The sequence below is a fragment of the Sinimarinibacterium flocculans genome, from assembly GCF_003201205.1.
Classification (GTDB): domain Bacteria; phylum Pseudomonadota; class Gammaproteobacteria; order Nevskiales; family Nevskiaceae; genus Solimonas; species Solimonas flocculans.
In genome coordinates this window covers 90,728-114,943 of sequence record NZ_QICN01000001.1, presented here as the reverse complement: position 1 = coordinate 114,943, position 24,216 = coordinate 90,728, and the positions used below count along the sequence as shown (strand labels likewise).

Genomic DNA, 24,216 nt, shown 5'->3' with positions numbered 1-24,216 from the left:
GCGATCCGGCTCAGCCCGGAACCGGTGCAGGCACGTCGAGCGCGAGGAACAGCGGCGCGCCACGACGCTGAACCAGGACGGCCACCGTCTGCCCGGGTGTCAGCCGTCCCGACACCTCGGCGAAACGATCGAGACTGTCGACCTGCTGGCCGCCGATCTGCAGCAGCACGTCGCCGGCGCGGATGCCGGCGCGCGCCGCCGGACCGTCGGTCACCGAGGTGATCATCAGGCCGCCGTTGACCACCTGGGCCTCGCGCCGCTCGTCTGCGGTCAAGGCCCGCAGGGCCATGCCCAGGGTGCGGTGCGGGGTCGGTCGTGGCGTCGGCGTCGGTGTGGCCGCCGCCAGGGCGGTGGGCTCTGCGCGCAGCGTGCCGACGTCGACGTCGATGCGCTGCCGCCGCCCGCCGCGAACCACGTCGAGCGTCGCCACCTCGCCGGGGTCGGTCACGCCGACCAGATGCGGCAGGCTGGACGAGCTCGGCAGCGGCTCGCCGTTGTAGCGCAGGATCACGTCCCCCTCGCGCAGGCCCGCCCGTGCGGCCGGACTCTCCGGCAGGACGCGTGCAATCAGGGCCCCTTCGGGCTTGTCGAGCCCGAACTGCTGGGCAAGGTCGCGATCGACCTCCTGGACCACGACGCCGAGCCAGCCCCGCGTCACCGTGCCGGTCTCGCGCAGCTGGCGCGCCACCTTGGCGGCGACATCGATGGGAATCGCGAACGAGACCCCCTGATAGCCGCCCGACTGGGAGTAGATCTGCGAGTTCACGCCGACCACCTCGCCCGCGAGGTTGAACAGCGGCCCGCCGGAGTTTCCGGGATTGATCGCCACGTCGGTCTGGATGAACGGGACGTATTGCTCGGTGGCGAGCGCACGCCCCTTCGCCGAGACGATGCCGGCGGTCACCGAGTAGTCGAATCCGAACGGCGAACCGATCGCCAGCACCCATTGCCCGGGCCTGAGGTCGAGCGAACCGCCGAGCCGCGCCACCGGCAGGTCCTGGGCCTCGATTCTCAGCAGCGCCAGATCGCTGGCTTCGTCGCTGCCGATCAGCTCGGCCGCGAACTGGCGGCGGTCCAGCAGGCGCACGATGATCTCGCTCGCGCCGCGAATCACGTGATAGTTCGTCAGGATGTAGCCGTCGTCGGACAGGATGAAGCCGGAACCGAGCGACTGCTGCTCGGGCGGATAGACATCCTCGGGGCTGATCGGCTCGGAAGGCGGGTCGAAGAAGCGCCGGAACCAGTCCGGCACCTCCTCGAAGGACTCCGGCACCGCACCGTGACCGTCCTGGTCAGGCGCCTGCACCTCGGTGGCCACGGTGCTGATGTTCACCACGGCCGGCGACACGCGTTCGACGAGGTCGGCGAAATCGGGATAGCCCCCCGGCTGAACCGTACCCCCGCGTTCGCAGGCACTCGCGGCGAGCAGAATCAGGGGACCCAGGCACCGCGCGAGGCGGGCAACAGACTGCATGACGGCTCCGGCCGGGCGGGGTTGTCCGCCTTGAGGCGCGAATTTCAAAGGATTCGGCGCCGAAATTCAAACCGCGCCGCATCGGCCTCGCGGTCAGGGCGTGCGCGCGCAGCCGGTAGCGGCATCCCCCAGCCGTCGGACCAGCACCGGGAGATACAGCGCCGAGCCGGCAGCGCGCCGTCCGGCGAGATGAGTGGCAACGAAGCCGGCCAACAGCCCGGTCAGGCCAAAGGCGGCGACGAGAATGTCGTGCGCGTGGAGAACGGCATGTGCGAAGGCCCCGGCGGCGAACATGCCGGCCAGCGGCGCCAGATAAATCCACAGCGAGGCACGCATCAGCGCGGACTCGTCGACACCGACGATCACCCCGTCGCCTGCCTGCAGGGGACCGAGACGACCGCCGACCCGCACCTCCGGCCTGCGGCGACCGACCAGCCGCGCGAGCACGCCGCCGCCGCAACCCTGCCCCTGCGCGCACTTCGGGCACGACTCCGGGCCGAACGGCCGCACCCAGACGCTGCCATCGTCATCGATCCGCGAGACGATGGCGCGCTCTTCGATCATCGGCCGATCAGTCCGGCGCCTGCGGCGTCGCCCCGGCCGCCGGGGCCGTGTCGACCAGCACCGGCGCGCCGGGACCCGCTTCCGGGAGCTGCACGCTCTCGCTGATCAGACGGATCGTTTCCTCGGGCGCCTCGCCGACCACGGTGATGTGCACGCGGCCCATGACCCTGCCGAAGGCGTGAACCGCCCCCATGCGCGACTGCCCCTCGAAGACCGGCACCGAGGTTTCGCGCTGCTGGGCGCTGAACACGGAAATCGCGGTCAGGCCGTCGGTCAGCACGACATGTTCGACGACACCGCGGCCGTCGGCGGTCTGGCGCAGGCTGCGCATGGTGACGCGAAATCCCGGCGGCAACGACCCGAACCGCCAGCCGGCGTCGCCCGCGGCCTGCTGCTCCTCCTGCCGCGCTTCCGCCACCGCGATGCGTTCTTCGTGCTCGGCCAGCGCCTCGTCGAAGCGCGCGTCGACGATCTCTTCCGGAAAACGCACCTCGGTGAACATCATCTGTTCGAGCACGCGGCCATCGCGCGCGACGAGGCTGACCTTCAACGGCACATGCGTCTCGGCATCGGCCCAGATCTGGTAGCCGTACCGGTAGTTGTCACGCGGCGCGATGGCGATGCCACGGCAGTCACGTCCGGCGACGCGGGCGCTGCCGATGTTCTCGAACTGGTAGATGGTCGCCATCTGCGCCATGCGCTCGGGCGTGAGCGTCGGAAACAGGCCCTTGGGCGTCGGCCGGTCGAGAGTGAACCGACGATCGCGCGGCAGCAGGCAGATCACCTTGCCGTCGCGTTTGACGATCTCGCGCGGCGCCCCCGTCAGGGCCTCGACACGTTCGAGCTCCACGCCGTCGCGGAAGCCGTGGACGACCTTGAGCGTCTCGAGGCGGTTCTGCGCCTGATAGATGACCACGCCCTCGTAATTGACGTCGCGCGCGGCTTCGCTCATGCGCACCAGCATCGCGTCCGGCGCCGCGGCCTGGGCGATGCCGGCCGACAGCAGCAGCGCCAGGCCGGTCAGTCGACTCAAGGCTGGTCTCCGGCGGTCCCGAAGGACGCCGGCTGCAGGACCGACGGCTCGGCGACGCTGTGCGCCGTGAAGCGCGCGTACGAGAGCGTCGCCCCCATTCCGCGATCGGCCAGGGTGTTGCTGTGTTCGATCAGGTAGCGCCGCAGCTCGTCGTCCTGCGCGGAACGCTGCAGGTCGTCCTGGCTCGCGGAGACGACATGCAGGCCCGGCCGGCTGCCCTTGGCCGGCACGCTGACCGGCGTGACGGCCTGCGGCACGAAGCCCGGCGCCGCCGTCGGTCCGGCCTGCGGCTGCAGGTTCATGACGACGGCGACTGCGGCCAGCGAGGCGGCCGCGGCCAGGCCCGCCGCCGGCATCCACCATGCGCGTCGGCGTGGGGGCGGCGTCATCGGCACCACCCGGGACGTCGCTGCCGGCTCCTGCGTATCGAGACGGCTCATCACGCCGGCGCAGATGCAGGGCTGGTCCTTGCGCACGCTCACGCCCTCATGGGCGTCACGGCCGAGGCACAGCCGGCTCCAGCTCGCCTTGAGTTCGGGGGACCGCTCCATCTCGTCGAGAATGCGGTCGAGCTCGCCGGGACTGCATTCGCCGTCCAGCAGAGCAGAAATCGAGTCCTTGGCCATGTGCTTACCTGACTGCAACGATACACGCTTAACCGCGTGCGGATGAAAAAGTTCCCGAGGCGCCGTCGGGCGGCGCGCCACGGGGGCGGTACGTGCTCATTCCAGCAGCGGCTTGAGGGCCGCGTCGATGGCTTCGCGTGCGCGGAAGATGCGCGAACGCACGGTGCCGATGGGACAGTCCATCACCTCCGCAATCTCCTCGTAGGACAGGCCCTCGAGCTCACGCAGCGTGATCGCCTTGCGCAGGTCGGCCGGCAGACCGGCAATCGTCGCCGCGACCCGCTGCCTGATCTCGTCCGTCAGCAGCTCGGCCTCGGGCGTATCCACGTCGCTTAGATGTTCGGTATGCCCATAAAGTTCGGCATCCGCGACATCAATGTCCTGGTCCGCCGGCCGGCGCCCACGCGAAACGATGGAGTTCTTGGCGGTGTTGATGCCGATCCGGTACAGCCATGTGTAGAACGCCGACTGGCCGCGGAACCCCGGGAGCGCACGCCAGGCGCGGATGAACGTCTCCTGGGCGACGTCCGGCGCCTCGGCCTCGCCGACCAGCCGGCCGACGAGCTGCACGATCTTGTACTGGTACTTGCGCACGAGCAGCTCGAACGCGCGTTCGTCGCCGTTCTGGGCACGGGTGACCAGCTGTTCGTCGATGCTGCTTTCGGACATGTTGCGAGCGTTACCCCGGGGCGCGACGCCGCATGCGCGTGCCCCGCGTGGACATACAGTTACACTTCGATGCCGGACGCTGGTCGCGACCCGTCGGCAGCCGGCGGACCGACGGCGCACCACCTTGCGCGCCCGCCGGAGACATCCCGCCATTCTATCAACCCCCGGACCGGATCATGACTGCAACAGATGTGCTGGTCATCGGCAGCGGCGCCGCCGGCCTGTCGCTGGCGCTGCGTCTCGCGCAGGCCGGCCGCAGCGTCTGCGTCGTGTCGAAGACGCGGCTGAGTTCGGGCTCGACGCTGTGGGCGCAGGGCGGCATCTCCGCGGTCCTCGACGAAGACGATTCGCTCGACAGCCATGTCCGCGACACGCTGACCGCCGGCGCCGGCCTGTGCGACGACGCTGCCGTGCGCTTCACCGTGGAGCGCGGCCCGGCGTGCATCGAGTGGCTGCTCGACCAGGGCGTGGAATTCACCCGCGGGGACGACGAGTTCAACGGCGGTTCGCGGCTGCACCTCACGCGCGAGGGCGGGCATTCGCATCGCCGCATCGTCCATGCCGCCGACGCCACCGGGCGCGCAGTGGAAACGACCCTCGTGTCTCTAGCCAGCGAACACCCGAACATCACCGTGCTCGAGCGGCGCGTCGCCGTCGATCTGGTTCGTGACGCGGACGGCGGCCGCGTACTCGGCGCCTATCTGTACAACCGTGACAGCAAGCACGTGGACGCTGTCGCGGCTCGCGCGGTGGCGCTGTGCACCGGAGGCGCGAACCAGGTCTATCTGTACTCGAGCAACCCCTTCGGCGCCTCCGGCGACGGCATCGCCATGGCGTGGCGAGCGGGCTGCCGCGTCGCCAACATGGAGTTCATGCAGTTCCACCCGACCTGCCTGTTCCACCCGGAAGCACGCAACTTCCTGATCTCCGAGGCGCTGCGCGGCGAAGGCGCCGTTCTGCGCCTGCCGCAACCGGACGGCTCGCCCGGCGAACGCTTCATGCCACGCTTCGACGATCGCGCCGAGCTCGCGCCACGTGACATCGTCGCGCGTGCGATCGACCACGAGATGAAGCGCCTGGGCCTCAAGCATGTGCTGCTCGACATCACCCATCAGCCCGCCGAATTCATCCGCAGCCACTTTCCGAGCATCCACGGACGCTGTCTGGAGCTGGGCATCGACATCACCCGCGAGCCGATCCCGGTCGTGCCCTCGGCGCATTTCACCTGCGGCGGCGTCGTCACCGACCTGAATGCCTGCACCGACGTCGACGGGCTCTACGTCATCGGCGAAGCCGCGTGCACCGGCCTGCACGGCGCGAATCGTCTCGCATCGAATTCGCTGCTCGAATGCCTCGTGTTCGCCTCCTCCGCCGCGGAACACCTGCTGGAGACGCTGGACCGGCGCGCACCGCCGCAGCCGCTCAGGCCCTGGGACGAGAGTCGCGTCACCGATTCCGACGAGGACGTCGTGGTCTCGCACAACTGGCTCGAGCTGCGGACCTTCATGTGGGACTACGTCGGCATCGTGCGGACGACCAAGCGGCTCGAACGTGCGCTGCGGCGCGTGCAGCTGCTCTCGGGCGAGATCCAGGAGTACTACGGCAACTACCGCATCAGCCATCACCTGATCGAGCTGCGCAACCTGGTGGTCTGCGCGGAGCTGATCGTGCGGTCCGCGCTCGCCCGGCGCGAGAGCCGCGGCCTGCACTACATGCTCGACTACCCACAGACCGCCGCGGACGCACGGGCGACGATCCTGCCCGGCCGCGTCACGCCTGGCTGAGCCAGGCCCCGCAACGCGAACGCGCGGTACCGTTATCGTGACGGATCGCCGTCACCGGCGTCGCTGTTCAGTCGCGCACGCAGGCGGCGCAACATCTCCGCGGCGGCCTCGTCGCCGGCCAGCGCCCGCGTGTGCGTCCTGCCGTCGGCGGACCGGAAGCGCAGCACCAGCAACGAGCCGCGGACGATGGCGCCGCCCTGCAGTTCGGCATCGAACGGTCGGCCCGCGACGCGCTGCAAGGTCCAGCGCCCGTCGCCGTGCAGCAGGAGGCGGACGATGGCACGCGGACCGAAGCCCAGCGACGGGTGGCGCCGCACCCACAGCCATGATGCGGCGATGCCGCCTGCAAGGACCAGCATCGCCGCGGTCGGCGGCTCGGCCAGCACCAGCAGGATCAGGCAGGCGCCATGCAGCAGCAGGGCCAGTCGCAGCAGCCGCTGCGAGGGCTGGAGGCGCAGTTCAATGGTGGGCGCGGAGCTGCTCAACGATGTGGCGGTACTCGGCGGGCGGCTCGTCATACCCCATGACCCAGGCCCAGATGTCCGGGTCCTCGGCGAGCGTGATCAGACGCAGGAACTCGCCCTTCTCCTCCGCGGGAGCCTGTTCGAAGCGCGTCGCGTGGTAGCGCTCCATCAGCACGTCGAGCTCCTTCATGCCGCGCCGCAGCAGCCAGCGCAGGCGCCCGTCGGCGGCGCTCATCGGCGCCCGCAACTCACAAGGGCGGCAGAGCCGCCCCGTACGTGGTGCACAGTCCGGAGCATCAAACCGTGCGCTCGACCATCATCTGCTTGATGCCGGCGATCGCTTTCGCCGGGTTCAGGCCCTTGGGGCAGGTCTTGGCGCAGTTCATGATGGTGTGGCAGCGATACAGCTTGAACGGATCCTCGAGCGCGTCGAGGCGCTCGCCGGTCGCCTCGTCGCGCGAATCGACCAGCCAGCGATAGGCCTGCAGCAGGATCGCCGGTCCCAGATAGCGGTCCGAGTTCCACCAGTAGCTCGGGCACGAGGTCGAGCAGCACGCGCACAAGATGCACTCGTACAGGCCGTCGAGCTTCGCCCGGTCCTCCTCGGACTGCAGGCGTTCGCGCGTCGGCGCCGACGAGTCGGTCTTCAGCCACGGCTCGATCGAGGCCAGCTGCGCGTAGAAATGCGTCATGTCCGGCACGAGGTCCTTGATCACCGGCATGTGCGGCAGCGGGTAGACCGTCACCTCGCCCTTGACCTCGTCGCAGGGCTTGATGCAGGCCAGCGTGTTGGTGCCGTCGATGTTCATCGCACAGGAGCCGCAGATGCCCTCACGGCACGAGCGACGGAAGGTCAGCGAGGGATCGACCTCGTTCTTGATCTTGATCAGCGCGTCGAGAACCATCGGACCGCAGCTGTCCATGTCGACTTCATAGCGGTCCATGCGCGGGTTGGCGCCGCCATCGGGATCGTAGCGATAGATCTTGAAGATCTGCACCTTCCCGCTGCCGGACGGGGCCTTGAAGGTCTTTCCGGCCTTCTTGTCGATCTTGGAGTTCTGCGGAAGCGTGAACTGGGCCATGTCGTGCGTCCTTCGGATCAGTACTTGCGGGCAACGGGCGGGATGTGCTCGACCTCGGTATCCAGCGGCTGCATGTGCACCGGGCGGTAGTCGATCTTCACGTCGGTGTCGCCGGTCCGCCAGGCGATGGTGTGCTTGATCCAGTTCTGGTCGTCGCGATCCTTGAGATCGTCGCGGGCATGCGCGCCGCGCGATTCGGTGCGGTTGTCGGCGCCGACGATGGTGATCAGCGCCTGACCGAGCAGGTTGTCCAGCTCCAGCGTCTCGGCGAGGTCGGAATTCCAGATCATCGAGCGATCGGACACGGACAGGTCGTTGCCGAAGCTCTCGATCACGCCCTTGAGCCGGGCAATGCCCTCCTGCATCAGCGGCCCGTCACGGAAGACCGCGCAATGCTTCTGCATGGTCTTCTGCATGTCGGTGCGGATCTGCGCCGTCGACGTGCCGCCCTTGGCGTTGCGGAAGCGGTCGACGCGCGCCAGCGCCTTGTCTTCCGAGTCGCCCGGAATCTTCTTGTGCGGCTGGCCCGGCTTCACCAGCTCGGCGGCGCGGATCGCCGCGGCACGACCGAACACGACCAGATCGAGCAGCGAGTTCGAGCCGAGACGGTTCGCACCGTGCACGGACACGCAGGCCGCCTCACCGACGGCCATCAGGCCGGGCACGACGGCGTCCGGGTTGCCGTCCTTGAGCGTGACGACCTCGCCGGTCCACAACGTCGGGATACCGCCCATGTTGTAGTGCACCGTCGGCACGACCGGGATCGGCTCCTTGGTGACGTCGACACCGGCGAAGATCTTGGCGCTTTCCGAGATACCCGGCAGACGCGCGTGCAGCACGTCCGGCCCGAGGTGTTCGAGGTGCAGGTGAATGTGGTCGGCCTCGGCGCCGACACCGCGCCCCTCGCGGATCTCGGTCGCCATCGCGCGGCTGACCATGTCGCGCGGTGCAAGGTCCTTCACGCTGGGCGCATAACGCTCCATGAAGCGCTCGCCGTCCTTGTTCGTCAGGTAGCCGCCCTCGCCTCGGGCACCTTCGGTGATCAGGCAGCCGGCGCCGTAGATGCCGGTCGGGTGGAACTGCACGAACTCGAGATCCTGCAGCGGCAGGCCGGCACGCAGCACCATGCCGCCGCCATCGCCGGTGCAGGTGTGCGCCGAGGTCGCCGAGAAGTACGCCCGCCCGTAGCCGCCGGTCGCCAGGATCACCATGTGCGCGCGGAAGCGGTGGATCTGGCCGGTCGCCAGATCCCAGGCGAGCACGCCCTTGCAGGAGCCGTCGTCGTCCATCAGCAGATCGAGCGCAAAGTACTCGATGAAGAACTGCGCCTTGCACTTCAGCGACTGCTGGTAAAGCGTGTGCAGCATCGCGTGACCGGTGCGGTCGGCGGCCGCGCAGGTCCGCTGCGCCGGCGGCCCCTTGCCGAACTCCGTGGTCATGCCGCCGAACGGCCGCTGGTAGATCTTGCCATCCGGCGTGCGCGAGAACGGCACGCCGTAGTGCTCGAGTTCGATGATCGCGGGAATCGCCTCGCGCGTCATGTACTGGATCGCGTCCTGATCGCCGAGCCAGTCCGAGCCCTTCACCGTGTCGTAGAAGTGCCAGCGCCAGTCGTCGCGGCCCATGTTCGCGAGCGCCGCCGAGATGCCACCCTGCGCCGCAACCGTGTGCGAACGGGTCGGAAACAGCTTGGTGATGTTGGCCGTCTTCAGGCCGGCCTCGGCCAGCCCCAGCGTGGCGCGCAGGCCGGAGCCGCCGGCGCCGACCACCAGCGCGTCATACTCGTGATGAACGATGTCGTAAGCCATGTCTTCCTGGATTCCGTGGTTCTGTTGCGCGATCGGCGGCCCGCGGCCGCGATTCGCGTCGGGTCACGCGAGCGCGAGTTTGAGCACCGCGAAGATGCCGGCGACGCCGATCACGACGTGCGCGAACTTCGACAGCAGCAGGGCGGTGATTTTCCAGCCTTCGCTGGACACGTAGTCCTCGATGACCACCTGCACGCCGAGCATCGAGTGATAGACCGCGGCGGCGAGGAACAGCACCAGCGTCACGGCGACGGACGGATAGGAAGCCCAGTAGCGCACTGCCTCGAAGCTGCCGCCCTTGCTTGCCAGCGTCGCCACCGAGAACACGAACCACAGGGCCAGCGGGATCAGTGCAATGGCGCTGACGCGCTGCACCCAGAAGTGGTGGACGCCGTGCTTGGCCGAACCCAGGCCGCGTGCGCGGGACAACGGAGAACGCAGACTCATGTTCGCAGCCCCTCAGGCGAGATACGCGAGCGCCCAGGCGGCCGCAGTGAGCAGCAGCGAGGCGACGACGACGAGATAACCGGATCGCTCGGCGGTCTTGAGCTCGAAGCCGCGACCGATGTCCCAGAACAGATGGCGGATGCCGTTGCCCAGGTGGTACATGAGTGCCCAGGTCCACGCGAACAGCAGCACCTGCCCGTACCAGGCCTGCACGTGCGTCGCGACGGCCGCATACCACTGTGCGCCACCGGCCAGCGCGATCAGCCAGATCGCGAGCAAGGCGGTGCCGAGGCTCAGGCCGATGCCGGTAATGCGGTGGCCGAAGGACAGGACCGAAGTCCACTGGAACCGGTAGTACGGCCCGAGCATGAACGGCGACAGCGGTCGGCTGTCTGTTGTTTTCGTGGTCATTCCGGCTCCCTGGGAACGTCTTGCGCGAAAATGGGTTGTTGCGTCGTCAGTCGGCCACTTCAGAAGTCGATGCAGCGGCCGTTCTTTTCCCAATCCCCGTAGCGCGTCGGTTCGGGCCCGTCGGTGCGGCCGCCGATTTCCGGTACCTTCTGCGCCGCAGCCGGCTGGCGCTGATGCAGGAGTTCGGCGAGCGGGATGGCCTCGCTCGCATGTTCCGTCGGTTCGGGCTGGACGCTGGATTCCGGTGACATCGCCACAAGAGCAAAATGGTCTGGCTTCGGGTCTGGCTTAGCCTTAATAGTTTGGCAAACTTTGTGCGCATGCAGCAATGAAACCCTGTATTCCTGTACAGCTCGACGCACTCGTCCACGTCGCCGTTCGCGGCGACGATGCACTGCCGTTCCTGCAGGGCCAGCTGAGCAACGACCTGCGTCAGCTGAGCCCGGAGCGCGGGCAGATCGGCAGCTACAACAGCGCCAAGGGGCGCATGCTCGCGGTCGCGCATCTGCTGCGCTGCGGCGATGCCATCGTGCTGGAGCTGCACCGCGACATCGCCGCGGCAACGTGCAGACGGCTGCGCATGTTCGTGCTGCGCTCCAGGGTCACGATCGACGAAGACGACACGCTCGCGTCCTTCGGCCTTATCGGCGATCAATCCGCGATGCGGCTTGCCGAACTGAGCCTGCCGGTCCCGGCGGCGGCGCTGGACTGCGCGCAGGACACGGAGCGCGGGATCACCGTGCTGCGGCGCTTCGGCGAGATGCCCCGGTACAGCGTGCACGGCACGCCGGCCGCGCTCGCTCCGCTGCTCGCCGCTGTGGGACCGCTGCAGGATTTCGCGCACTGGCGTCGTGCCGACATCGAAGCCGGCGTCCCCACGGTTTACGCGGCCACGTCGGATCACTTCGTGCCGCAGACGGCCAGTCTCGACCGGCTCGGCGGCATCAGCTTCGACAAGGGTTGTTACACCGGACAGGAGATCGTCGCGCGGCTGCACTACCTGGGCCAGATCAAGCGACGCCTGTTCGTCGCCCGGACCGACGGCCAGCCGCCTGCTCCCGGCGACGAGATCCGCAGCGCAGACGGCGCGGCAGCCGGCGAGATCGTCGATGCCGTCGGCGAAGGCCCCGGCGCCCTGGTCGCGGCGGTTCTGCAACTCGCGCAAGCCGACACGATGCTGCAGTTGACGGACGGGCGTGCCCTGCACATCGTGCGGTGCCCGGACTGAGGCCCGCTGCTGCGCCGCGCTCGGCGGCGCAACATCTGCGGAGATCCGAGGTCACAAGGGCCTGCAATGGACGCGCCTGCCGGGCGCTGCCATCCTTCGACGCAAAGATTCCACGGGAGACCCGGCATGCGCCTGTTCCTGACGCTCGCCGTCACACTCTGGCTACCGGCCGTTCTTGCGGCGCCGCAGCCTGACCTGGGCGATCTCGATCTGCTGCCGCTGCACGCGACGTCGCCCGTCGCGGTCGCGAAGGCGGTCGAAGCGGCGCAGCGGTCGAAGACGCCCGGCCCGGCCCTGTTCGCGGTCAGCGTCGAGCTGCCGCTCGGCCTCGACGACGGTATCTGGGATGCACCGGAACCCGGCGTCGCACGCTGGCGCACCCGCGTGTATTCGGCCGAGGCACAGGCCCTGATCATGTCGTTCGGCCGCTTCGACCTGCCCGCCGGCGCCGCCTTGTGGGTCTACGACGCGCAGGGTCGCACGCTGCAGGGCCCGTATACCGGCGCGCGCGGCGACGAGGCACTGTGGACGGCGATGGTGCCGGGCGACACCGCGGTGATCGAGTTGCGGGTGCCCGGGGCGCAGCGGCTGAATACCTCGCTCGCGCTGTCTCGCGTGGGCCACGCATTCAAGAACGCGGCCCAGCTCGGCGATTCCGGCGCCTGCAACATCGATACCGCCTGCGCCCTCGGCAGCGGATGGCGCGACGAGAGCCGCGCCGTGGTCAAGCTGCAGATTCCCGCGGGGCTCTTCGTCGGCCTGTGCACCGGCACGCTGGTGAACAACACGGCCGAGGACGGCACCCCTTATGTGCTGACCGCTGATCATTGCGGGATCGGAACCCTCGGCAGTCCGGCATCGGGCGTCGTCGTCTACTGGAACTTCCAGAACAGCAGCTGCGGCGGCGCCCCGGACGCGATCTCGAACCAGACACAGAGCGGCGCGCGACTGCGCGCCGACGATCGGGAGACCGACCTGACACTGATCGAACTCGACGAGCGCCCCAGCGCGGCCTTCAACGCCTACTACGCGGGCTGGGATGCCAGCGGACGCGGCGGTAACCAGGGGGTCGGCATCCATCACCCCTCGGGCGATGCCAAGAAGATCAGCGAATTCACGGTTCCGCTGCAGGCGGCCAACGTGCAGATCGAGGTCGCCGGTCCGAGCATTCCGGCGTGGCGGGTCGACCGCTGGCAGCAGGGCACCACCGAACAGGGCTCGTCCGGCTCCGGCCTGTGGAACGAGAGCCGGCACATCGTCGGCATCCTCTCGGGGGGCTCGGCTGCCTGCAACGGCAACGTCGACAACGACCAACCCGATTTCTATGCCCGCCTCGACCGTCAGTGGGAAGCGGGTACGGCGGCAAGCGGTCAGCTCAAGGCCTGGCTCGACCCGATCGACAGCGGTGCGCTGCAGATCTCCGGGCGCAACGCCGGCGGTGGCGGCGGCAGCACCGCAGGTGGGGGGACCGGAGGGGGCGGCGGAGGCGGTGGTGCGTTCGGCTGGGGCAGCCTGCTGTTCGGCGGACTGCTGCTGATGGCACGGCGCCGACGCTGACAACGACCGCGAGACCCGGCGCACAACGGGGTCCATGTCCCCGGCTTACACTGCCGACCCATTACGACTATTCCCACGGAGCCCGCGCATGCGTCGAATCCTGCTTGCCCTGCCCCTGCTGTGGCTGACTGGTGCCTCCGCGGCGCTGAAACCCGACCTGGCCGATCTGGACGCGCTGCCGTTGCACGCCGCGCCCCCGGCAGCCACGGCGAAGGCGATCGAGCAGGCGCGCGCGGTGAAGGGCGCGGGGCCGGCGATCTTCGCGGTCACCACCGCCTTGCCGCTCGGGCTCGAGGCCGGCACCTGGGACGAACCGCAAGCCGGCGTCGCCCGCTGGCGCACGCGCGTGTTCTCGGCGCAGGCGCAGGCGCTGCTGATGCGCTTCGACCGCTTCGATCTGCCGGCCAGCGCCAAGCTGTGGATCTACGATGCGCAGGGTCGTGTCGTGCAGGGGCCCTATCTGGGCGCCGCGCACAATGCCAAGCGCGAGGTCTGGACGGCGACCGTGCCCGGCGACACCGCCGTGATCGAGCTTCGCGTCGCCAGCCATGACCGTTCCAGGGTCGCACTGGGGCTGTCACGCCTCGGCCACGCCTTCAAGAACGATCGCGATCTCGGCGACTCCGGCGCCTGCAACATCGATACCGCCTGCCCGCTCGGCAATGCCTGGCGCGACGAGATCCGCTCCAGCGTCAAGCTGCAGATTCCGGCCGGCGCCTTCGTCGGCGTATGCAGCGGCACGCTCGTCAACAACCTGGCGCAGGACGACACCCCCTACATCCTGACGGCCGATCACTGCGGCATCGGCAACCCGGGCAGTTCGCCGGGCGGCGTGGTCGTCTACTGGAACTTCCAGAACGGCAGTTGCGGCGCGCTCAACGCGCCGGACGGCCAGAACCAGACCGGCACCATCCTGCGCGCCCGCGACGAGCCCACGGATCTGTCGCTGATCGAGCTCGCGCAACCGCCCAGCGCTGCCTTCAACGTGTACTTCGCCGGCTGGGATGCGAGCGGCACCGGGGGCAGCTCCGGCGTCAGCATTCATCACCCGTCGGGCGACGCCAAGAAGATCAGCGAATACACCAACTCGCTGACCGCCTCGCAGGTGAACATCGGCGGGTCGGACATCCCGGCATGGCGCGTCACCTGGAGCCAGGGCACCACCGAGCAGGGCTCGTCCGGTTCGGGGCTGTGGAACCAGAACCGCCAGATCGTCGGCGTGCTGTCCGGTGGGAGCGCCTCGTGCCAGGCCCTCTCGAGCCCCGATTTCTACGCGCGGCTCGACCGTCAGTGGCTGGCGAATCCGCAGGCGGCCGGCCAGCTCAAGGTCTGGCTGGACCCGAACAACACCGGCCAGCGTCAGGTCGCCGGAAAGAACGCCGCCGCATCGCCGACACCGAGCCCCACCCCAACGCCGACGCCGACGCCGACTGTCCAGCCCACGCCGACCCCGACGGCAACTCCCACGCCGACCGCACAACCGACGCCCACCGCGGCGCCGACACCCACGCCGACCCCGAACATGATGGGGGGTGGTGGCGGCAGCCTCGGGCTGCCGCTGCTTGTCGGCCTTCTCGCGCTGGGCTTGCTGCGCCGCCGTTTCGCCTGAGGTTCGTTCTCAGGTCCGCTGATCCGTCGCGTGCATCCCGCGACGGATCAGCGGTGTGGCCAGTAACGCGATGACCGCCGCACCGGCGCCGACGAGAAACAGCATCCAGAACAATTCGGCGTATTTCGCCGCAGCGGCGAGCAGATCCAGTTCCGCGCCCTCGGCGACCTCGATTGCCGACAGCTTGCCGAAGGCGGCCGCCAGCACCTCCGAGTACGCGGTGGCAAGAAACCACGCCCCCATCATCACGCTGACGACACGCCGGACCGACAGTTCGCTGACCGCCGACAGGCCGATCGGATAGAGGCAGACCTCGCCGATCTCCAGCAGCAGGTAGGCCAGCACCAGCCACCAGACCGACGCCAGCGCACCGTCGACGCCGATCCGCGCCGCCGCCAGCATCGGCAGGAAGGCCAGGCCCGCGAACAGCAGGCCGATCGCACTCTTCACCGGCGTGCTGGGATTCAGACCCCGCTTCGCCAGCCACGGCCACAGCCACGCGAACAGGGGTGACAGGCCGACGATGAAGAACGCGCCGAGGAAGGTTAGCGAACCCGCGGTCATCTGCAGACCGAGCAGGTTCTTGTCGAGCAGACGGTCGGTGAAGGCGACCCAGGAGCCGTAGGTCTGCTCGTAGAGCGTGTAGAACACCAGCGCGCAGAGGATCAGCGCCACCAGTGACAGCATGCGACCGCGCTCGGCCGCAGTGCACTGCGTGACCAGGAACCACGCGAACCAGGCCACGAACGCCGCGAACACCAGATGCATCGCGCCATGGACCGTCCAGGTGCGCTGGATCAACTGCCAGACGAGCAGGGCACCGGCGAACGCGCCGAGGTAGATCGCCCACTCCCGGTTCAGCGGGCCGGCGATGCGCTCGCGCAAGCGCGCCGGATCGCGCGGCTCGGCATGACCGTGCAGATGTTTCTGGCCGGTGATGAACACCACCAGGCCCAGCAGCATTCCGACACCGGCGGCACCGAAACCGTACTTCCAGCCGTAGGTTTCGCCCAGATAGCCGCAGACGAGGCTGGCGAACAGGGCACCGAGATTGATACCGGCCACGAACAGCGTGAAACCCGAATCTCGCCGCGGGTCGTCGTCGGCATAGAGCCTGCCGACCAGGCTGGAGATGTTCGGCTTGAGGAAGCCGACGCCGGTGACGATCAGCGCCAGCGACAGGTAGAACACCTGCAGGGCGCGCGCATCCTGCACGACGACGCCGTCGACGAAGCGTGCCTGCTCGCCCTCGAAGGCCATGCCGAAATGCCCGAGGCACAACAGCACCGCGCCCAGGATCACCGCCTTGCGCATGCCCAGATAACGGTCTGCAATCATGCCGCCGATGACCGGCACCGCGTACACCAGACCGCCATAGGCCCCGAGCAGGTCGTAGCTCGGCGCGTCGCCGAACAGGTGGTACTTGGTCAGATACAGGAACAACAGCGCCTTCATGCCGTAGAAGGAGAAGCGCTCCCACATCTCGGTGAAGAAGCAGACGTACAGGCCCTTCGGATGGCCGAACCATTCTTCCGGACGTGCGGCAGCGGTCGCAGTCATCAATGTCCCCATCGCGTGATTCGCGCGAGTATAGGCATGCGTCGCGAGGCCGAGGCTGAGGCATTACCCTCAATTGTCGTTCCGTCCGATGCGGCTACCATGCCGGCCTTGTCGTGAGGAGTTCGACGCTGATGAGACGTTCCCTCGCGGGCATCCTGCTCGCATTCGCCACCACCACCGCCATGTCCACGCCGACGACCGACGCGCCGCGCCCGTTTACCGCAGACGATCTCGTGCGCCTCGAGCGCGTTTCCGATCCGCAGCTTTCGCCGGACGGCAAATCCGTCGCCTACACCCTGAGGCGCACCGACTGGGACAACAACAAGGGTGTGCTCGACCTGTGGCTGGCACCCGTTGACGGCGGTGCGCCGCGACAACTGACGAAGGCCGATGGCAATCACAGCGAGCCGCGCTGGTCGGCGGACGGCCGCTGGCTGTACTTCCTGTCCACGCGCAGCGGCAGCGCGCAGGTCTGGCGTCTCGATCTGACCGACGGCGGCGACGCCAAGCCGGTCACCGAACTGCCGTTGCCGGTCAGCAACTACGCGCTGTCGCCGGATGGCCGGCGCATCGCCGTGTCCATCGACGTGTTCCCGGACTGCAAGGACCTCGCCTGCACGAAGCAGCGTCTCGACGAGCGGGCCAAGCAGAAGACCACGGGCATGGTTTTCGACAAGCTGTTCATCCGTCACTGGGACACCTGGAAGGACGGGACGCGCGCGCAGCTGTTCACGCTGACGCTCGGCGACGATGGCCGCGCCAGCGATCCGGTGCAGGTGAGCTGCGGCATCGACGGCGATGCGCCGTCCAAACCCTTCGGCGATGCCTCCGAGTACACCTTCTCGCCGGACGGCAAGACCATCGTGTTCACCGCGCGCATCGCCGGCCGGACCGAAGCCTGGAGCACGAATCTCGATCTGTGGACGGTGCCGGCCGACGGCAGCCAGCCGCCGAAGAATCTCACCGCGCCGAACGAGGCCGTGGACATCGGCCCGGTGTTCTCGCCGGACGGGCGTTTCCTGATCTGGCGCGCGATGAAGCGGCCGGGCTACGAGGCCGACCGCTTGGCGATCATGCTGCGCGACCTGAAGACCGGCGAGACCCGCGAAGTCGCCCCCGGCTGGGACCGCTCCGCCGGCAACCTGCAGTTCTCCGCCGACGGCAAGACGCTCTACACCAGCGCCGACGACGTCGGCAGCCACCGGCTGTTCGCCATCGACGTCGCCACCGGCGAGGCGACGGCGCTCACCGGACCGGGGCATGTGGCCGGCTTCTCGGTCGGCAGCGAGCACATCGTCTACGGCTTCGACACGCTGACGCAGCCGGTGGACCTGTACCGCATCGCCCGCAGCGGCGGCGAAGCAACACCCCTCACGCAACACAACGCGGCGCTGCTGTCGGATATCCAGTTCGGCGACTACGAACAGTTCTCCTTCGCCGGCTGGAACGACGAGACCGTCTACGGCTACGTGGTCAAGCCGTGGAACTGGCGCAAGGGCAGGAAGTATCCGGTGGCCTTCATCATCCACGGCGGACCGCAGGGCAGCATGGGCAACGACTGGCACTACCGCTGGAACCCGTCGGTCTACGCGGCATGGGGCTACGCCGTCGTCTTCATCGACTTTCACGGCTCGACCGGCTACGGCCAGGCCTTCACCGATGCGATCCGCGGCGACTGGGGCGGCAAGCCGCTGGTCGACCTGCAGAAAGGCTGGGCCCACGCGCTGAAGACCTACGACTTTCTCGACGGAGACAAGGCCGCGGCGCTCGGCGCCAGCTACGGCGGCTACATGATTAACTGGATCGCCGGCAACTGGCCGGACGCGTTCAAGGCGCTGGTCAACCACGACGGCATCTTCGACAACCGCAGCATGTACTACACCACCGAAGAGCTGTGGTTCGACGAGTGGGAACACGGCGGTCCGTACTTCGCGAATCCGCAGATGCACGAGAAGCACAATCCGGCCGCGCACGTCGCCAAGTGGCAGACGCCGATGCTCGTGATCCACGGCGAGAAGGACTATCGTGTGCCGCCTGAACAGGGCATCGCCACGTTCACCGCGCTGCAGCGTCGCGGCATCGACAGCCAGCTGTTGATCTTCCCGGACGAGAACCACTGGGTGCTCAAGCCGCAGAACAGCGTGCAGTGGCACGACACCGTGCGCGCCTGGCTGCAACGCTGGGTCGGCGGCTGAGCACGCTCACGAACACCGACAGGAGACGGACATGCACAGGAACATCCCCTTCGGCGCATCGCTCGCGGTAGCCGCCATCCTGATCACGGGCTGTGGCGGATCGAAGCAGGCCGATCCGCCCGCCGGCCAGGCCGTCGAGACTCCTGCCGCATCCGCGGCACGAGCACCGGATGTCAGCGCCGAACGCCTGATGGCGCACGTGCGCGCGCTGTCCTCGGACGAATTCGCCGGCCGTCTGCCGGGCACCGTCGGCGAGGAAAAAACCGTCGCCTATCTGACCGACCAGCTCAAAGCGATGGGCCTGGAGCCCGGCAATCCGGACGGCAGCTACGTGCAGAAGGTGCCGCTGGTCGGCATCGACGGCACCGCGACGATGCAGCTCAGCGCCGACGGCGAAGCCATCGAGATGCAGCGCGGGCGCGACTTCACAGCGGTCACGCAGCGCTTCGTGCCCGAGGTCGAGGTCGAGGACAGCGAGCTGGTCTTCGTCGGCTATGGCGTGAAGGCGCCGGAGTACGGCTGGGACGACTACAAGGATGCCGACGTGACCGGCAAGACCATCGTCATGCTGATCAACGACCCTGCCGTCCCGGATGCGGACGATCCGTCCGTTCTCGACGACGCGATGTTCCGCGGCAAGGCGATGACCTACTACGGCCGCTGGACCTACAAGTACGAAGTCGCCGCCCAGGTCGGCGCCGCCGCCGCGCTGATCATTCACGAGACCGGCCCGGCCGGTTATCCGTGGGCCGTCGTCGAGAACAGCTGGACCGGCGAACAGTTTGCGCTGGCCGCTACCGACAAGAACATGGGAACGGTGCCGGTGCAGGCCTGGATCAGCAACGACAAGGCCATGGCGCTGTTCGGCAAGCTCGGACAGGACTTCGAGGCGCTCAAGCGGGCCGCCGTGCGCAAAGACTTCAAGCCGGTGCCGCTGAAGGCCAAGGCGAGCTTCGCGATCCGCAACGAGGTGCGCGAGGTGCAGTCGCAGAACGTCGTCGCCGCACTGCCCGGCACCGAGAAGCCGGAAGAGTGGGTCGTCTACTCCGCGCATTGGGACCATCTCGGCACCAACCCGGATCTCGAAGGCGACAAGATCTACAACGGCGCTCTCGACAATGCCACCGGCGTCGCCGGTGTGCTCGAGATCGCGCGCGCGTTCAAGCAGGCGCCGCCGAAGCGATCGACGCTGTTCATGCTGGTCACCGCCGAGGAACAGGGCCTGCTCGGCGCCAAGCACTACGCCGCTAACCCGCTCTACCCGCTCGACAAGACGCTGGCGATGATCAATCTCGACGTGCTCAATCCGTGGGGACCGACACGTGACCTGCAGGTGATCGGCTCAGGCCAGAACACGCTGGAGGATGTGCTGACGGACGTGCTCGCCGACGGCGAGCGCGTCGTCGCGCCCGACGAGGAGCCGGAGAAGGGCTTCTACTACCGCTCTGACCAGTTCGAGTTCGCCAAGGTCGGCGTGCCGGCGCTGTACGCCGATGCCGGCGGCGACATGATCGGTCACGAGAAGGGCCATGGCCTGAAGAAGCGGCTCGAGTACAACGCCAACGACTACCACAAGCCGTCGGACGAGGTGAAGGACGACTGGAATCTCGCCGGCGCCGCGCAGGACATGAATGCGCTGGCCGAGGTCGGCCTGCGCGTGTCCAATGGCGATGCCTGGCCGCAGTGGAAGGACGGCTCGGAGTTCAAGGCCGTGCGCGAGGCCAGCCTGGAACGCTGAACCGGTGGCCTACGACGCTTCCAGCTGCCTGAGCGATTCCCGGTAGCCGCCGCCCAGCGGGCCGGCCTCGTCGAGGGCGAAACCCGCCTCGAGATCGAGCTTGCGGAACGCTGGCGCGTAAGCGTCCTGCGCACCGCGCAGACGCAGCGCGGCCACGCAGATCACGTCCGGATAGTCGGCGGCGCCGTCGTGATCGCGGGTCGCGTCCGGCCAGAGCATCGGTACCTCGACCAGCTCCGGCGGGAAGTGCCAAGCCTGCAGAATCATGCGCCCGACGCGCGGCGCCAATGCATCGATCGTCGCGTCGAGAGCGCGGTCGCTGTCCACCGTGTGTGCGTGCGTCTCGGCCAGCTTGAGGATCGGCAGCACGCCGACGCGATGGACGAGACCGGCCAGCATCGCCATTTCCGGGTGCAGCAGCGTGCACTGCTCGGCGAGCGTGCGCGCCAGGGCCGCGATCTCGACACTGTCGCGCCAGCACAGCAGCAGGCGGTCGTGCAGTTCACGGTCGCGCGCGCGGAACATCTGTTCGAGGGCCAGGCCGTCGACCAGCATGCGCGTGTAGTCGAAGCCCAGTCGCGTCACCGCCTGCTGCACGTTGTCGACACGATGACCGCCGCGCATCGCGGCACTGTTCGCAACGCGAATCAGGCGGACGGCGATGGCCGGGTCACGCAGGATCTCCCGCGCCAGCCGCGCAGCACTCACGTCCTCGTTGCGCACGAGGCAACGGATGCCGTGCGCAACCTCGGGCAATGTCGGCAGCGTCAGCCGGTCGTGCGCAAGCGCATCGACCACGACGCGATAGAAGCGGTCATGACTCGACATGCGCGATACGTCGGTCCGTTCGTAGGGCACGATCGCATGCTGCCCCGCGACGGCGCCGTGAGGCGTTGCCGGCTGACGAGCGCGCCGTTTCCGCGGAACGGCGGCCGCCGCCCCCGCGGATTCCCGGTCAGGCGGCCAGCGCCGCAGGTGCCGCCGCTTCGTGATCGCGATGCCGCAGGACGCGACCGAAGCGCTCGCGCCCGAACATCGGCGTGTAGGCACCGTCGCGCCAGGCGAGATGTCCGGCAATCATCACCTGAGCGACGACCTGTGCCGGCCGGTTGACCAGCTGGTGATGTTCGAAGACGTCGCGATAGATGTACTCGACGCTCGCGTCCGGATCGTAGGCCTGCAGGGCTCGCGGATCGATCACGACCAGATCCGCCTGCGCACCGATGCGGATGCAGCCCGCGTCCAGTCCGAAGAACTCCGCAGGCTCCTGCGTCAACCGGTGCACCGCCCGCGCAACCTGGTCGATGCCGTCCTCCTGCGCAAACTTGAGCGTGCGCAGGTTGCCGTCGTAGAAGGCCATGTTGGTCAGGTGCGCGCCGCTGTCATTGAACCCGGGCAGCAGCAGGGGATCGGACAGCAGCGTCTTGGTCAGCAGCGGATCGCGGTTCGCCGTCACCGTCCACCAGCGCAGGTCGGTGTCGAAGCGGCGCAGCAGGTGCAGGAAGAAGCTGCAGTCGTCCTCCGTCGGCCTGGGGAAGCTCGCAAAGGCCTGTGCCTCCGCCTCGCTCCGCGCGCCCTGCCCGCTGAGCTGCCAGGTTCGCAGGCGCTCGAACACGGCCTGCATCGTCTCACCGCTCCAGTCCGGCACCGGGCAGCGGTCGATGGTCATGTCGACCAGCTCGCGCGTGAGCACGTTGTCGTCCATGCGCAGCCAGCGCTTCAGGCGCGCGAAGCCGAAGCCGCGCTTGCCGTGCCACCACATCCGCCGGAAATCGGCGACCCAGGCCGGGTCGTCCATGATCTTCGCACGGCTCTCGCGATCCTCGAGATCGCACTCGTTGAGGCGGCGCAGAACCGGGATTTCCTCGGCGATCGGCGTGATGACGCCGTCGCTCCAGATCTTGAACGGCGCCGACAGCGCCTGGAAACGGAACAGGCCGCCGACGAGCCTGGAGTTGAGGATGCGCGACAACAGGCGACCGAGACGCACGATCGAGCCGTTCGTGGTCACGTCAATCGCCGCCACCGCGGTGACCTTCAGGCGGCGACCGTGCAGGCGCGCCGAGGTCAGCAGGAAGTTCTTGAAGATCGCGAACTTGTCGTCCTTGGGCGGCGTCGCCTGCCAGACGCGGTCCCAGCGCCGCACGACGCCGGTCAGACGCTTGAGCTCACTGTAGGGGGCGAACTGCGTCGGAATCGTCTTGTGCGTGTTCGGACGGTTGGCGAGATAGTGGAACGGCAGTGCGTCAGTTGAGAACCCGACATAGCCTTCGCGCATGCCCTTGTCGACGAGCTGCTCCATTCGCTGCAGCTCGGCCTCCGTCGCGTCGCGACTGATCGAGTTGTCGAAGCCCATGGCCTCGATGCGCAGCATCGAGTGCGGAATCATCGGCACGACGTTCGGCCCCAGCGGCAGGCGATCGAAGTGCGCGAGATAGTCGGCCGAATCCGACCAGTCGACGCGATCGGCCACCTTGCGCAGGACATGCTTCGGTACGTTCTCGACACGCGCAAAGCAGTCGACGATGGGGTCGGCGCCGTCGCGCCGCTGGGCGCCGTAGGCAAGCCCGAGGCTGCAGTTGGCGACGACGACCGTGGTCGTGCCGTGACGCACCGCCTCCGGCAGCTGCGGCTCGATCTCGACCTCGAGATCGAAGTGCGTGTGGATGTCGAGCAGCCCGGGCATCAGCCAGCGGCCGGCCGCATCGATGACCTCGCGTGCCTCGGCGGCGGCCAGCCCCGGACCGATCGCCGCAATGCGCCCGGCGGCGACGGCGACGTCCTGCTGACGCGGCGGTGCGCCGCTGCCATCGAAGACCAGGGCATTGCGAAACAGGGTGTCCCAGCGCGGGCTGCTGCCTTCCATGGAGGCTCTCCTCGTTGCAGATCGCCGCCATCTTAGGCCGCACCTTGTCAGCGTCCGATGGGAAAAACTGCTCCGCTGCGGCACTGGGCCGTAGGAAATCCGCCCTACAGGGCCACCACCAGCACGACGCCGGCGAGCGCCAGCAGGACGCCGAAGGCTTGCCGCGCGTGCACCGGTTCGCGCAGGAAGATCACCGCGAGCGGCAGGATGAAGACCGCCGCCAGCTCGTTGAGCACCGCCGCGATCGAGGCCTGCGTGTACTTGTAGCCGGCCAGCCACATCATCATCGACAGATAGGTGCCGACGATGCCGCCGGCGACGATTGCGGGCCAGTGCGTGACGCCGCGGTAGGTGCGCCACAGTGCCGCGAGTTGTCGCCGGGCGAGCGCTATCGCGAACATGCCCAGGAAGCCCGCAGCAACGCGCAACGTCACCACCCACAGGAAGCTGTGCTGTTCGAGCATCGGCTTGGCAATGACCACGCCCAGCGCCATCAGGAACACCGACAGCACGGCCCAGGCCACGCCGATACGCAAGGCACGTGCGTCGACCGATTGCCGCTCGCGACTCCAGGTCACCAGCACGATGCCGGTCAGCACCAGACCGACGCCGCCGAACTGCCACGACCCGAGCCGCTCCGCAAGCCAGAGCATCGACAGCAGGATCACGAACGGCGAGTACAGGGCCTGCGCGACCGCCATGCGGCTCGCCCCGATCGCGTTGAGCCCGCGGAAATAGAGTGTGTCGCCCGCAGCGATGCCGAGCACGCCGGACAGCAGGATCACGCCGAGATGATCGGCCGGGATGTCCGGCAACGCCGGCCCCTCGACGAACAGGATCGTGACCGCGAACAGCGGCAACACCATCGCCGTCTTGATCAGGTTCAGCGCAAACGGCGGCAGGTGCTCGCCGGATTTCTTGAACAGGATCACGGCGACGGCCCAGGCCAGTGCACAGCCGAGTGCGTACAGCTCACCAAGGCCCATTGATCAGATGAATCCTCCAAAGGCGCCGCAGTGTACTTCAGCAACTTCCTGAGACCGGATGCGTAGTTCCCGACGATGACGCGCTAGGGACGACCTCATTTCCCGCAGCGCCGCA

General features: G+C 68.1%; 22 protein-coding genes. 6 read left to right on the top strand and 16 right to left on the bottom strand.

Annotated elements, in window-relative coordinates:
* Positions 1-10: 10 nt before the first annotated feature.
* The 5 genes from C8D93_RS00475 to rpoE all read right to left on the bottom strand — a co-directional run bounded on the left by C8D93_RS00475 (position 11) and on the right by rpoE (position 4,366).
* Complete coding sequence (locus C8D93_RS00475; protein ID WP_110263213.1) at positions 11-1,474, bottom strand: DegQ family serine endoprotease; 1,464 nt, start codon at positions 1,472-1,474, stop codon at positions 11-13.
* Between the two features lie 93 nt (positions 1,475-1,567).
* Positions 1,568-2,038 (bottom strand): SoxR reducing system RseC family protein, encoded by a 471-nt coding sequence (locus C8D93_RS00470; protein WP_110263212.1) that lies wholly within the window; start codon positions 2,036-2,038, stop codon positions 1,568-1,570.
* Between the two features lie 7 nt (positions 2,039-2,045).
* Positions 2,046-3,071, bottom strand: a complete 1,026-nt coding sequence (locus tag C8D93_RS00465; protein WP_170123831.1) for a MucB/RseB family sigma factor regulatory protein — start codon at positions 3,069-3,071, stop codon at positions 2,046-2,048.
* Entirely contained in the window at positions 3,068-3,697 is a 630-nt protein-coding gene (locus C8D93_RS00460) for a sigma-E factor negative regulatory protein (protein WP_110263210.1), read from the bottom strand. The genes C8D93_RS00465 and C8D93_RS00460 overlap by 4 nt, the downstream gene beginning before the upstream one ends.
* A gap of 96 nt (positions 3,698-3,793) precedes the next feature.
* A complete protein-coding gene (gene rpoE, locus C8D93_RS00455; RefSeq protein WP_110263209.1) occupies positions 3,794-4,366 on the bottom strand; it encodes an RNA polymerase sigma factor RpoE in 573 nt (190 codons plus the stop codon).
* A gap of 176 nt (positions 4,367-4,542) precedes the next feature.
* On the opposite strand from rpoE, the gene nadB reads away from it, so the two are divergent.
* Complete coding sequence (gene nadB / locus C8D93_RS00450) at positions 4,543-6,150, top strand: L-aspartate oxidase (protein WP_110263208.1); 1,608 nt, start codon at positions 4,543-4,545, stop codon at positions 6,148-6,150.
* A gap of 32 nt (positions 6,151-6,182) precedes the next feature.
* Here the strand turns inward: nadB and C8D93_RS00445 are convergent, their stop codons facing one another.
* From C8D93_RS00445 to C8D93_RS00415, 7 genes are all read right to left on the bottom strand, one after another.
* On the bottom strand, positions 6,183-6,635 hold the full coding sequence (locus tag C8D93_RS00445; RefSeq protein ID WP_110263207.1) for a protein YgfX: 453 nt from the start codon (positions 6,633-6,635) through the stop codon (positions 6,183-6,185).
* Positions 6,610-6,849, bottom strand: coding sequence for an FAD assembly factor SdhE (locus tag C8D93_RS00440; RefSeq protein WP_110263206.1), 240 nt, complete (start codon positions 6,847-6,849; stop codon positions 6,610-6,612). The genes C8D93_RS00445 and C8D93_RS00440 overlap by 26 nt, the downstream gene beginning before the upstream one ends.
* Positions 6,850-6,910: 61 nt before the next feature.
* Positions 6,911-7,696, bottom strand: a complete 786-nt coding sequence (locus C8D93_RS00435) for a succinate dehydrogenase iron-sulfur subunit (protein WP_110263205.1) — start codon at positions 7,694-7,696, stop codon at positions 6,911-6,913.
* Positions 7,697-7,713: 17 nt separating this feature from the next.
* A complete protein-coding gene (sdhA, locus tag C8D93_RS00430; protein ID WP_110263204.1) occupies positions 7,714-9,504 on the bottom strand; it encodes a succinate dehydrogenase flavoprotein subunit in 1,791 nt (596 codons plus the stop codon).
* Positions 9,505-9,567: 63 nt separating this feature from the next.
* Positions 9,568-9,951 (bottom strand): succinate dehydrogenase, hydrophobic membrane anchor protein, encoded by a 384-nt coding sequence (gene sdhD / locus C8D93_RS00425; RefSeq protein WP_110263203.1) that lies wholly within the window; start codon positions 9,949-9,951, stop codon positions 9,568-9,570.
* Between the two features lie 12 nt (positions 9,952-9,963).
* Positions 9,964-10,362, bottom strand: a complete 399-nt coding sequence (sdhC, locus tag C8D93_RS00420; protein WP_170123830.1) for a succinate dehydrogenase, cytochrome b556 subunit — start codon at positions 10,360-10,362, stop codon at positions 9,964-9,966.
* Between the two features lie 59 nt (positions 10,363-10,421).
* Positions 10,422-10,691 (bottom strand): DUF1674 domain-containing protein, encoded by a 270-nt coding sequence (locus tag C8D93_RS00415; protein ID WP_245903769.1) that lies wholly within the window; start codon positions 10,689-10,691, stop codon positions 10,422-10,424.
* Here C8D93_RS00415 and ygfZ point away from each other — a divergent pair.
* From ygfZ to C8D93_RS00400, 3 genes are all read left to right on the top strand, one after another.
* Entirely contained in the window at positions 10,691-11,590 is a 900-nt protein-coding gene (gene ygfZ, locus C8D93_RS00410) for a CAF17-like 4Fe-4S cluster assembly/insertion protein YgfZ (RefSeq protein WP_110263202.1), read from the top strand. The two genes, C8D93_RS00415 and ygfZ, sit on opposite strands and share 1 nt — an antisense overlap.
* A gap of 126 nt (positions 11,591-11,716) precedes the next feature.
* Positions 11,717-13,147 (top strand): trypsin-like serine peptidase, encoded by a 1,431-nt coding sequence (locus C8D93_RS00405; protein WP_110263201.1) that lies wholly within the window; start codon positions 11,717-11,719, stop codon positions 13,145-13,147.
* 88 nt (positions 13,148-13,235) lie between these two features.
* A complete protein-coding gene (locus tag C8D93_RS00400; RefSeq protein WP_170123829.1) occupies positions 13,236-14,756 on the top strand; it encodes a trypsin-like serine peptidase in 1,521 nt (506 codons plus the stop codon).
* A 9-nt stretch (positions 14,757-14,765) separates the two neighbouring features.
* Here the strand turns inward: C8D93_RS00400 and C8D93_RS00395 are convergent, their stop codons facing one another.
* A complete protein-coding gene (locus C8D93_RS00395; protein ID WP_245903768.1) occupies positions 14,766-16,316 on the bottom strand; it encodes a peptide MFS transporter in 1,551 nt (516 codons plus the stop codon).
* A 131-nt stretch (positions 16,317-16,447) separates the two neighbouring features.
* On the opposite strand from C8D93_RS00395, the gene C8D93_RS00390 reads away from it, so the two are divergent.
* Together C8D93_RS00390 and C8D93_RS00385 are read left to right on the top strand one after the other, a co-directional pair.
* Complete coding sequence (locus tag C8D93_RS00390; protein WP_110263198.1) at positions 16,448-18,511, top strand: alpha/beta hydrolase family protein; 2,064 nt, start codon at positions 16,448-16,450, stop codon at positions 18,509-18,511.
* Between the two features lie 31 nt (positions 18,512-18,542).
* A complete protein-coding gene (locus tag C8D93_RS00385) occupies positions 18,543-20,249 on the top strand; it encodes a M28 family metallopeptidase (RefSeq protein ID WP_110263197.1) in 1,707 nt (568 codons plus the stop codon).
* A gap of 9 nt (positions 20,250-20,258) precedes the next feature.
* On the opposite strand, the gene C8D93_RS00380 is transcribed toward C8D93_RS00385, so the two are convergent.
* The 3 genes from C8D93_RS00380 to C8D93_RS00370 form a co-directional block, all read right to left on the bottom strand.
* Entirely contained in the window at positions 20,259-21,107 is an 849-nt protein-coding gene (locus C8D93_RS00380) for an HDOD domain-containing protein (RefSeq protein ID WP_146216471.1), read from the bottom strand.
* Between the two features lie 97 nt (positions 21,108-21,204).
* Positions 21,205-23,115 carry an N-acyl-D-amino-acid deacylase family protein gene (locus C8D93_RS00375; protein WP_110263195.1) on the bottom strand — a complete coding sequence of 637 codons (1,911 nt, stop codon included), beginning with the start codon at positions 23,113-23,115 and terminating at the stop codon, positions 21,205-21,207.
* Positions 23,116-23,219: 104 nt separating this feature from the next.
* Positions 23,220-24,101, bottom strand: coding sequence for a DMT family transporter (locus C8D93_RS00370; RefSeq protein ID WP_110263194.1), 882 nt, complete (start codon positions 24,099-24,101; stop codon positions 23,220-23,222).
* Between the last annotated feature and the right edge of the window lie 115 nt (positions 24,102-24,216).

Excerpts from the sequence above, each read along its gene's own strand:
- C8D93_RS00475 (WP_110263213.1), bottom strand. The coding sequence starts at position 1,474 with ATGCAGTCTGTTGCCCGCCTCGCGCGGTGCCTGGGTCCCCTGATTCTG.
- C8D93_RS00470 (WP_110263212.1), bottom strand. The coding sequence starts at position 2,038 with ATGATCGAAGAGCGCGCCATCGTCTCGCGGATCGATGACGATGGCAGC.
- C8D93_RS00460 (WP_110263210.1), bottom strand. The coding sequence starts at position 3,697 with ATGGCCAAGGACTCGATTTCTGCTCTGCTGGACGGCGAATGCAGTCCC.
- rpoE (WP_110263209.1), bottom strand. The coding sequence starts at position 4,366 with ATGTCCGAAAGCAGCATCGACGAACAGCTGGTCACCCGTGCCCAGAAC.
- nadB (WP_110263208.1), top strand. The coding sequence starts at position 4,543 with ATGACTGCAACAGATGTGCTGGTCATCGGCAGCGGCGCCGCCGGCCTG.
- C8D93_RS00440 (WP_110263206.1), bottom strand. The coding sequence starts at position 6,849 with ATGAGCGCCGCCGACGGGCGCCTGCGCTGGCTGCTGCGGCGCGGCATG.
- C8D93_RS00435 (WP_110263205.1), bottom strand. The coding sequence starts at position 7,696 with ATGGCCCAGTTCACGCTTCCGCAGAACTCCAAGATCGACAAGAAGGCC.
- sdhA (WP_110263204.1), bottom strand. The coding sequence starts at position 9,504 with ATGGCTTACGACATCGTTCATCACGAGTATGACGCGCTGGTGGTCGGC.
- sdhD (WP_110263203.1), bottom strand. The coding sequence starts at position 9,951 with ATGAGTCTGCGTTCTCCGTTGTCCCGCGCACGCGGCCTGGGTTCGGCC.
- sdhC (WP_170123830.1), bottom strand. The coding sequence starts at position 10,362 with ATGACCACGAAAACAACAGACAGCCGACCGCTGTCGCCGTTCATGCTC.
- ygfZ (WP_110263202.1), top strand. The coding sequence starts at position 10,691 with ATGAAACCCTGTATTCCTGTACAGCTCGACGCACTCGTCCACGTCGCC.
- C8D93_RS00405 (WP_110263201.1), top strand. The coding sequence starts at position 11,717 with ATGCGCCTGTTCCTGACGCTCGCCGTCACACTCTGGCTACCGGCCGTT.
- C8D93_RS00400 (WP_170123829.1), top strand. The coding sequence starts at position 13,236 with ATGCGTCGAATCCTGCTTGCCCTGCCCCTGCTGTGGCTGACTGGTGCC.
- C8D93_RS00395 (WP_245903768.1), bottom strand. The coding sequence starts at position 16,316 with ATGACTGCGACCGCTGCCGCACGTCCGGAAGAATGGTTCGGCCATCCG.
- C8D93_RS00390 (WP_110263198.1), top strand. The coding sequence starts at position 16,448 with ATGAGACGTTCCCTCGCGGGCATCCTGCTCGCATTCGCCACCACCACC.
- C8D93_RS00385 (WP_110263197.1), top strand. The coding sequence starts at position 18,543 with ATGCACAGGAACATCCCCTTCGGCGCATCGCTCGCGGTAGCCGCCATC.
- C8D93_RS00375 (WP_110263195.1), bottom strand. The coding sequence starts at position 23,115 with ATGGAAGGCAGCAGCCCGCGCTGGGACACCCTGTTTCGCAATGCCCTG.
- C8D93_RS00370 (WP_110263194.1), bottom strand. The coding sequence starts at position 24,101 with ATGGGCCTTGGTGAGCTGTACGCACTCGGCTGTGCACTGGCCTGGGCC.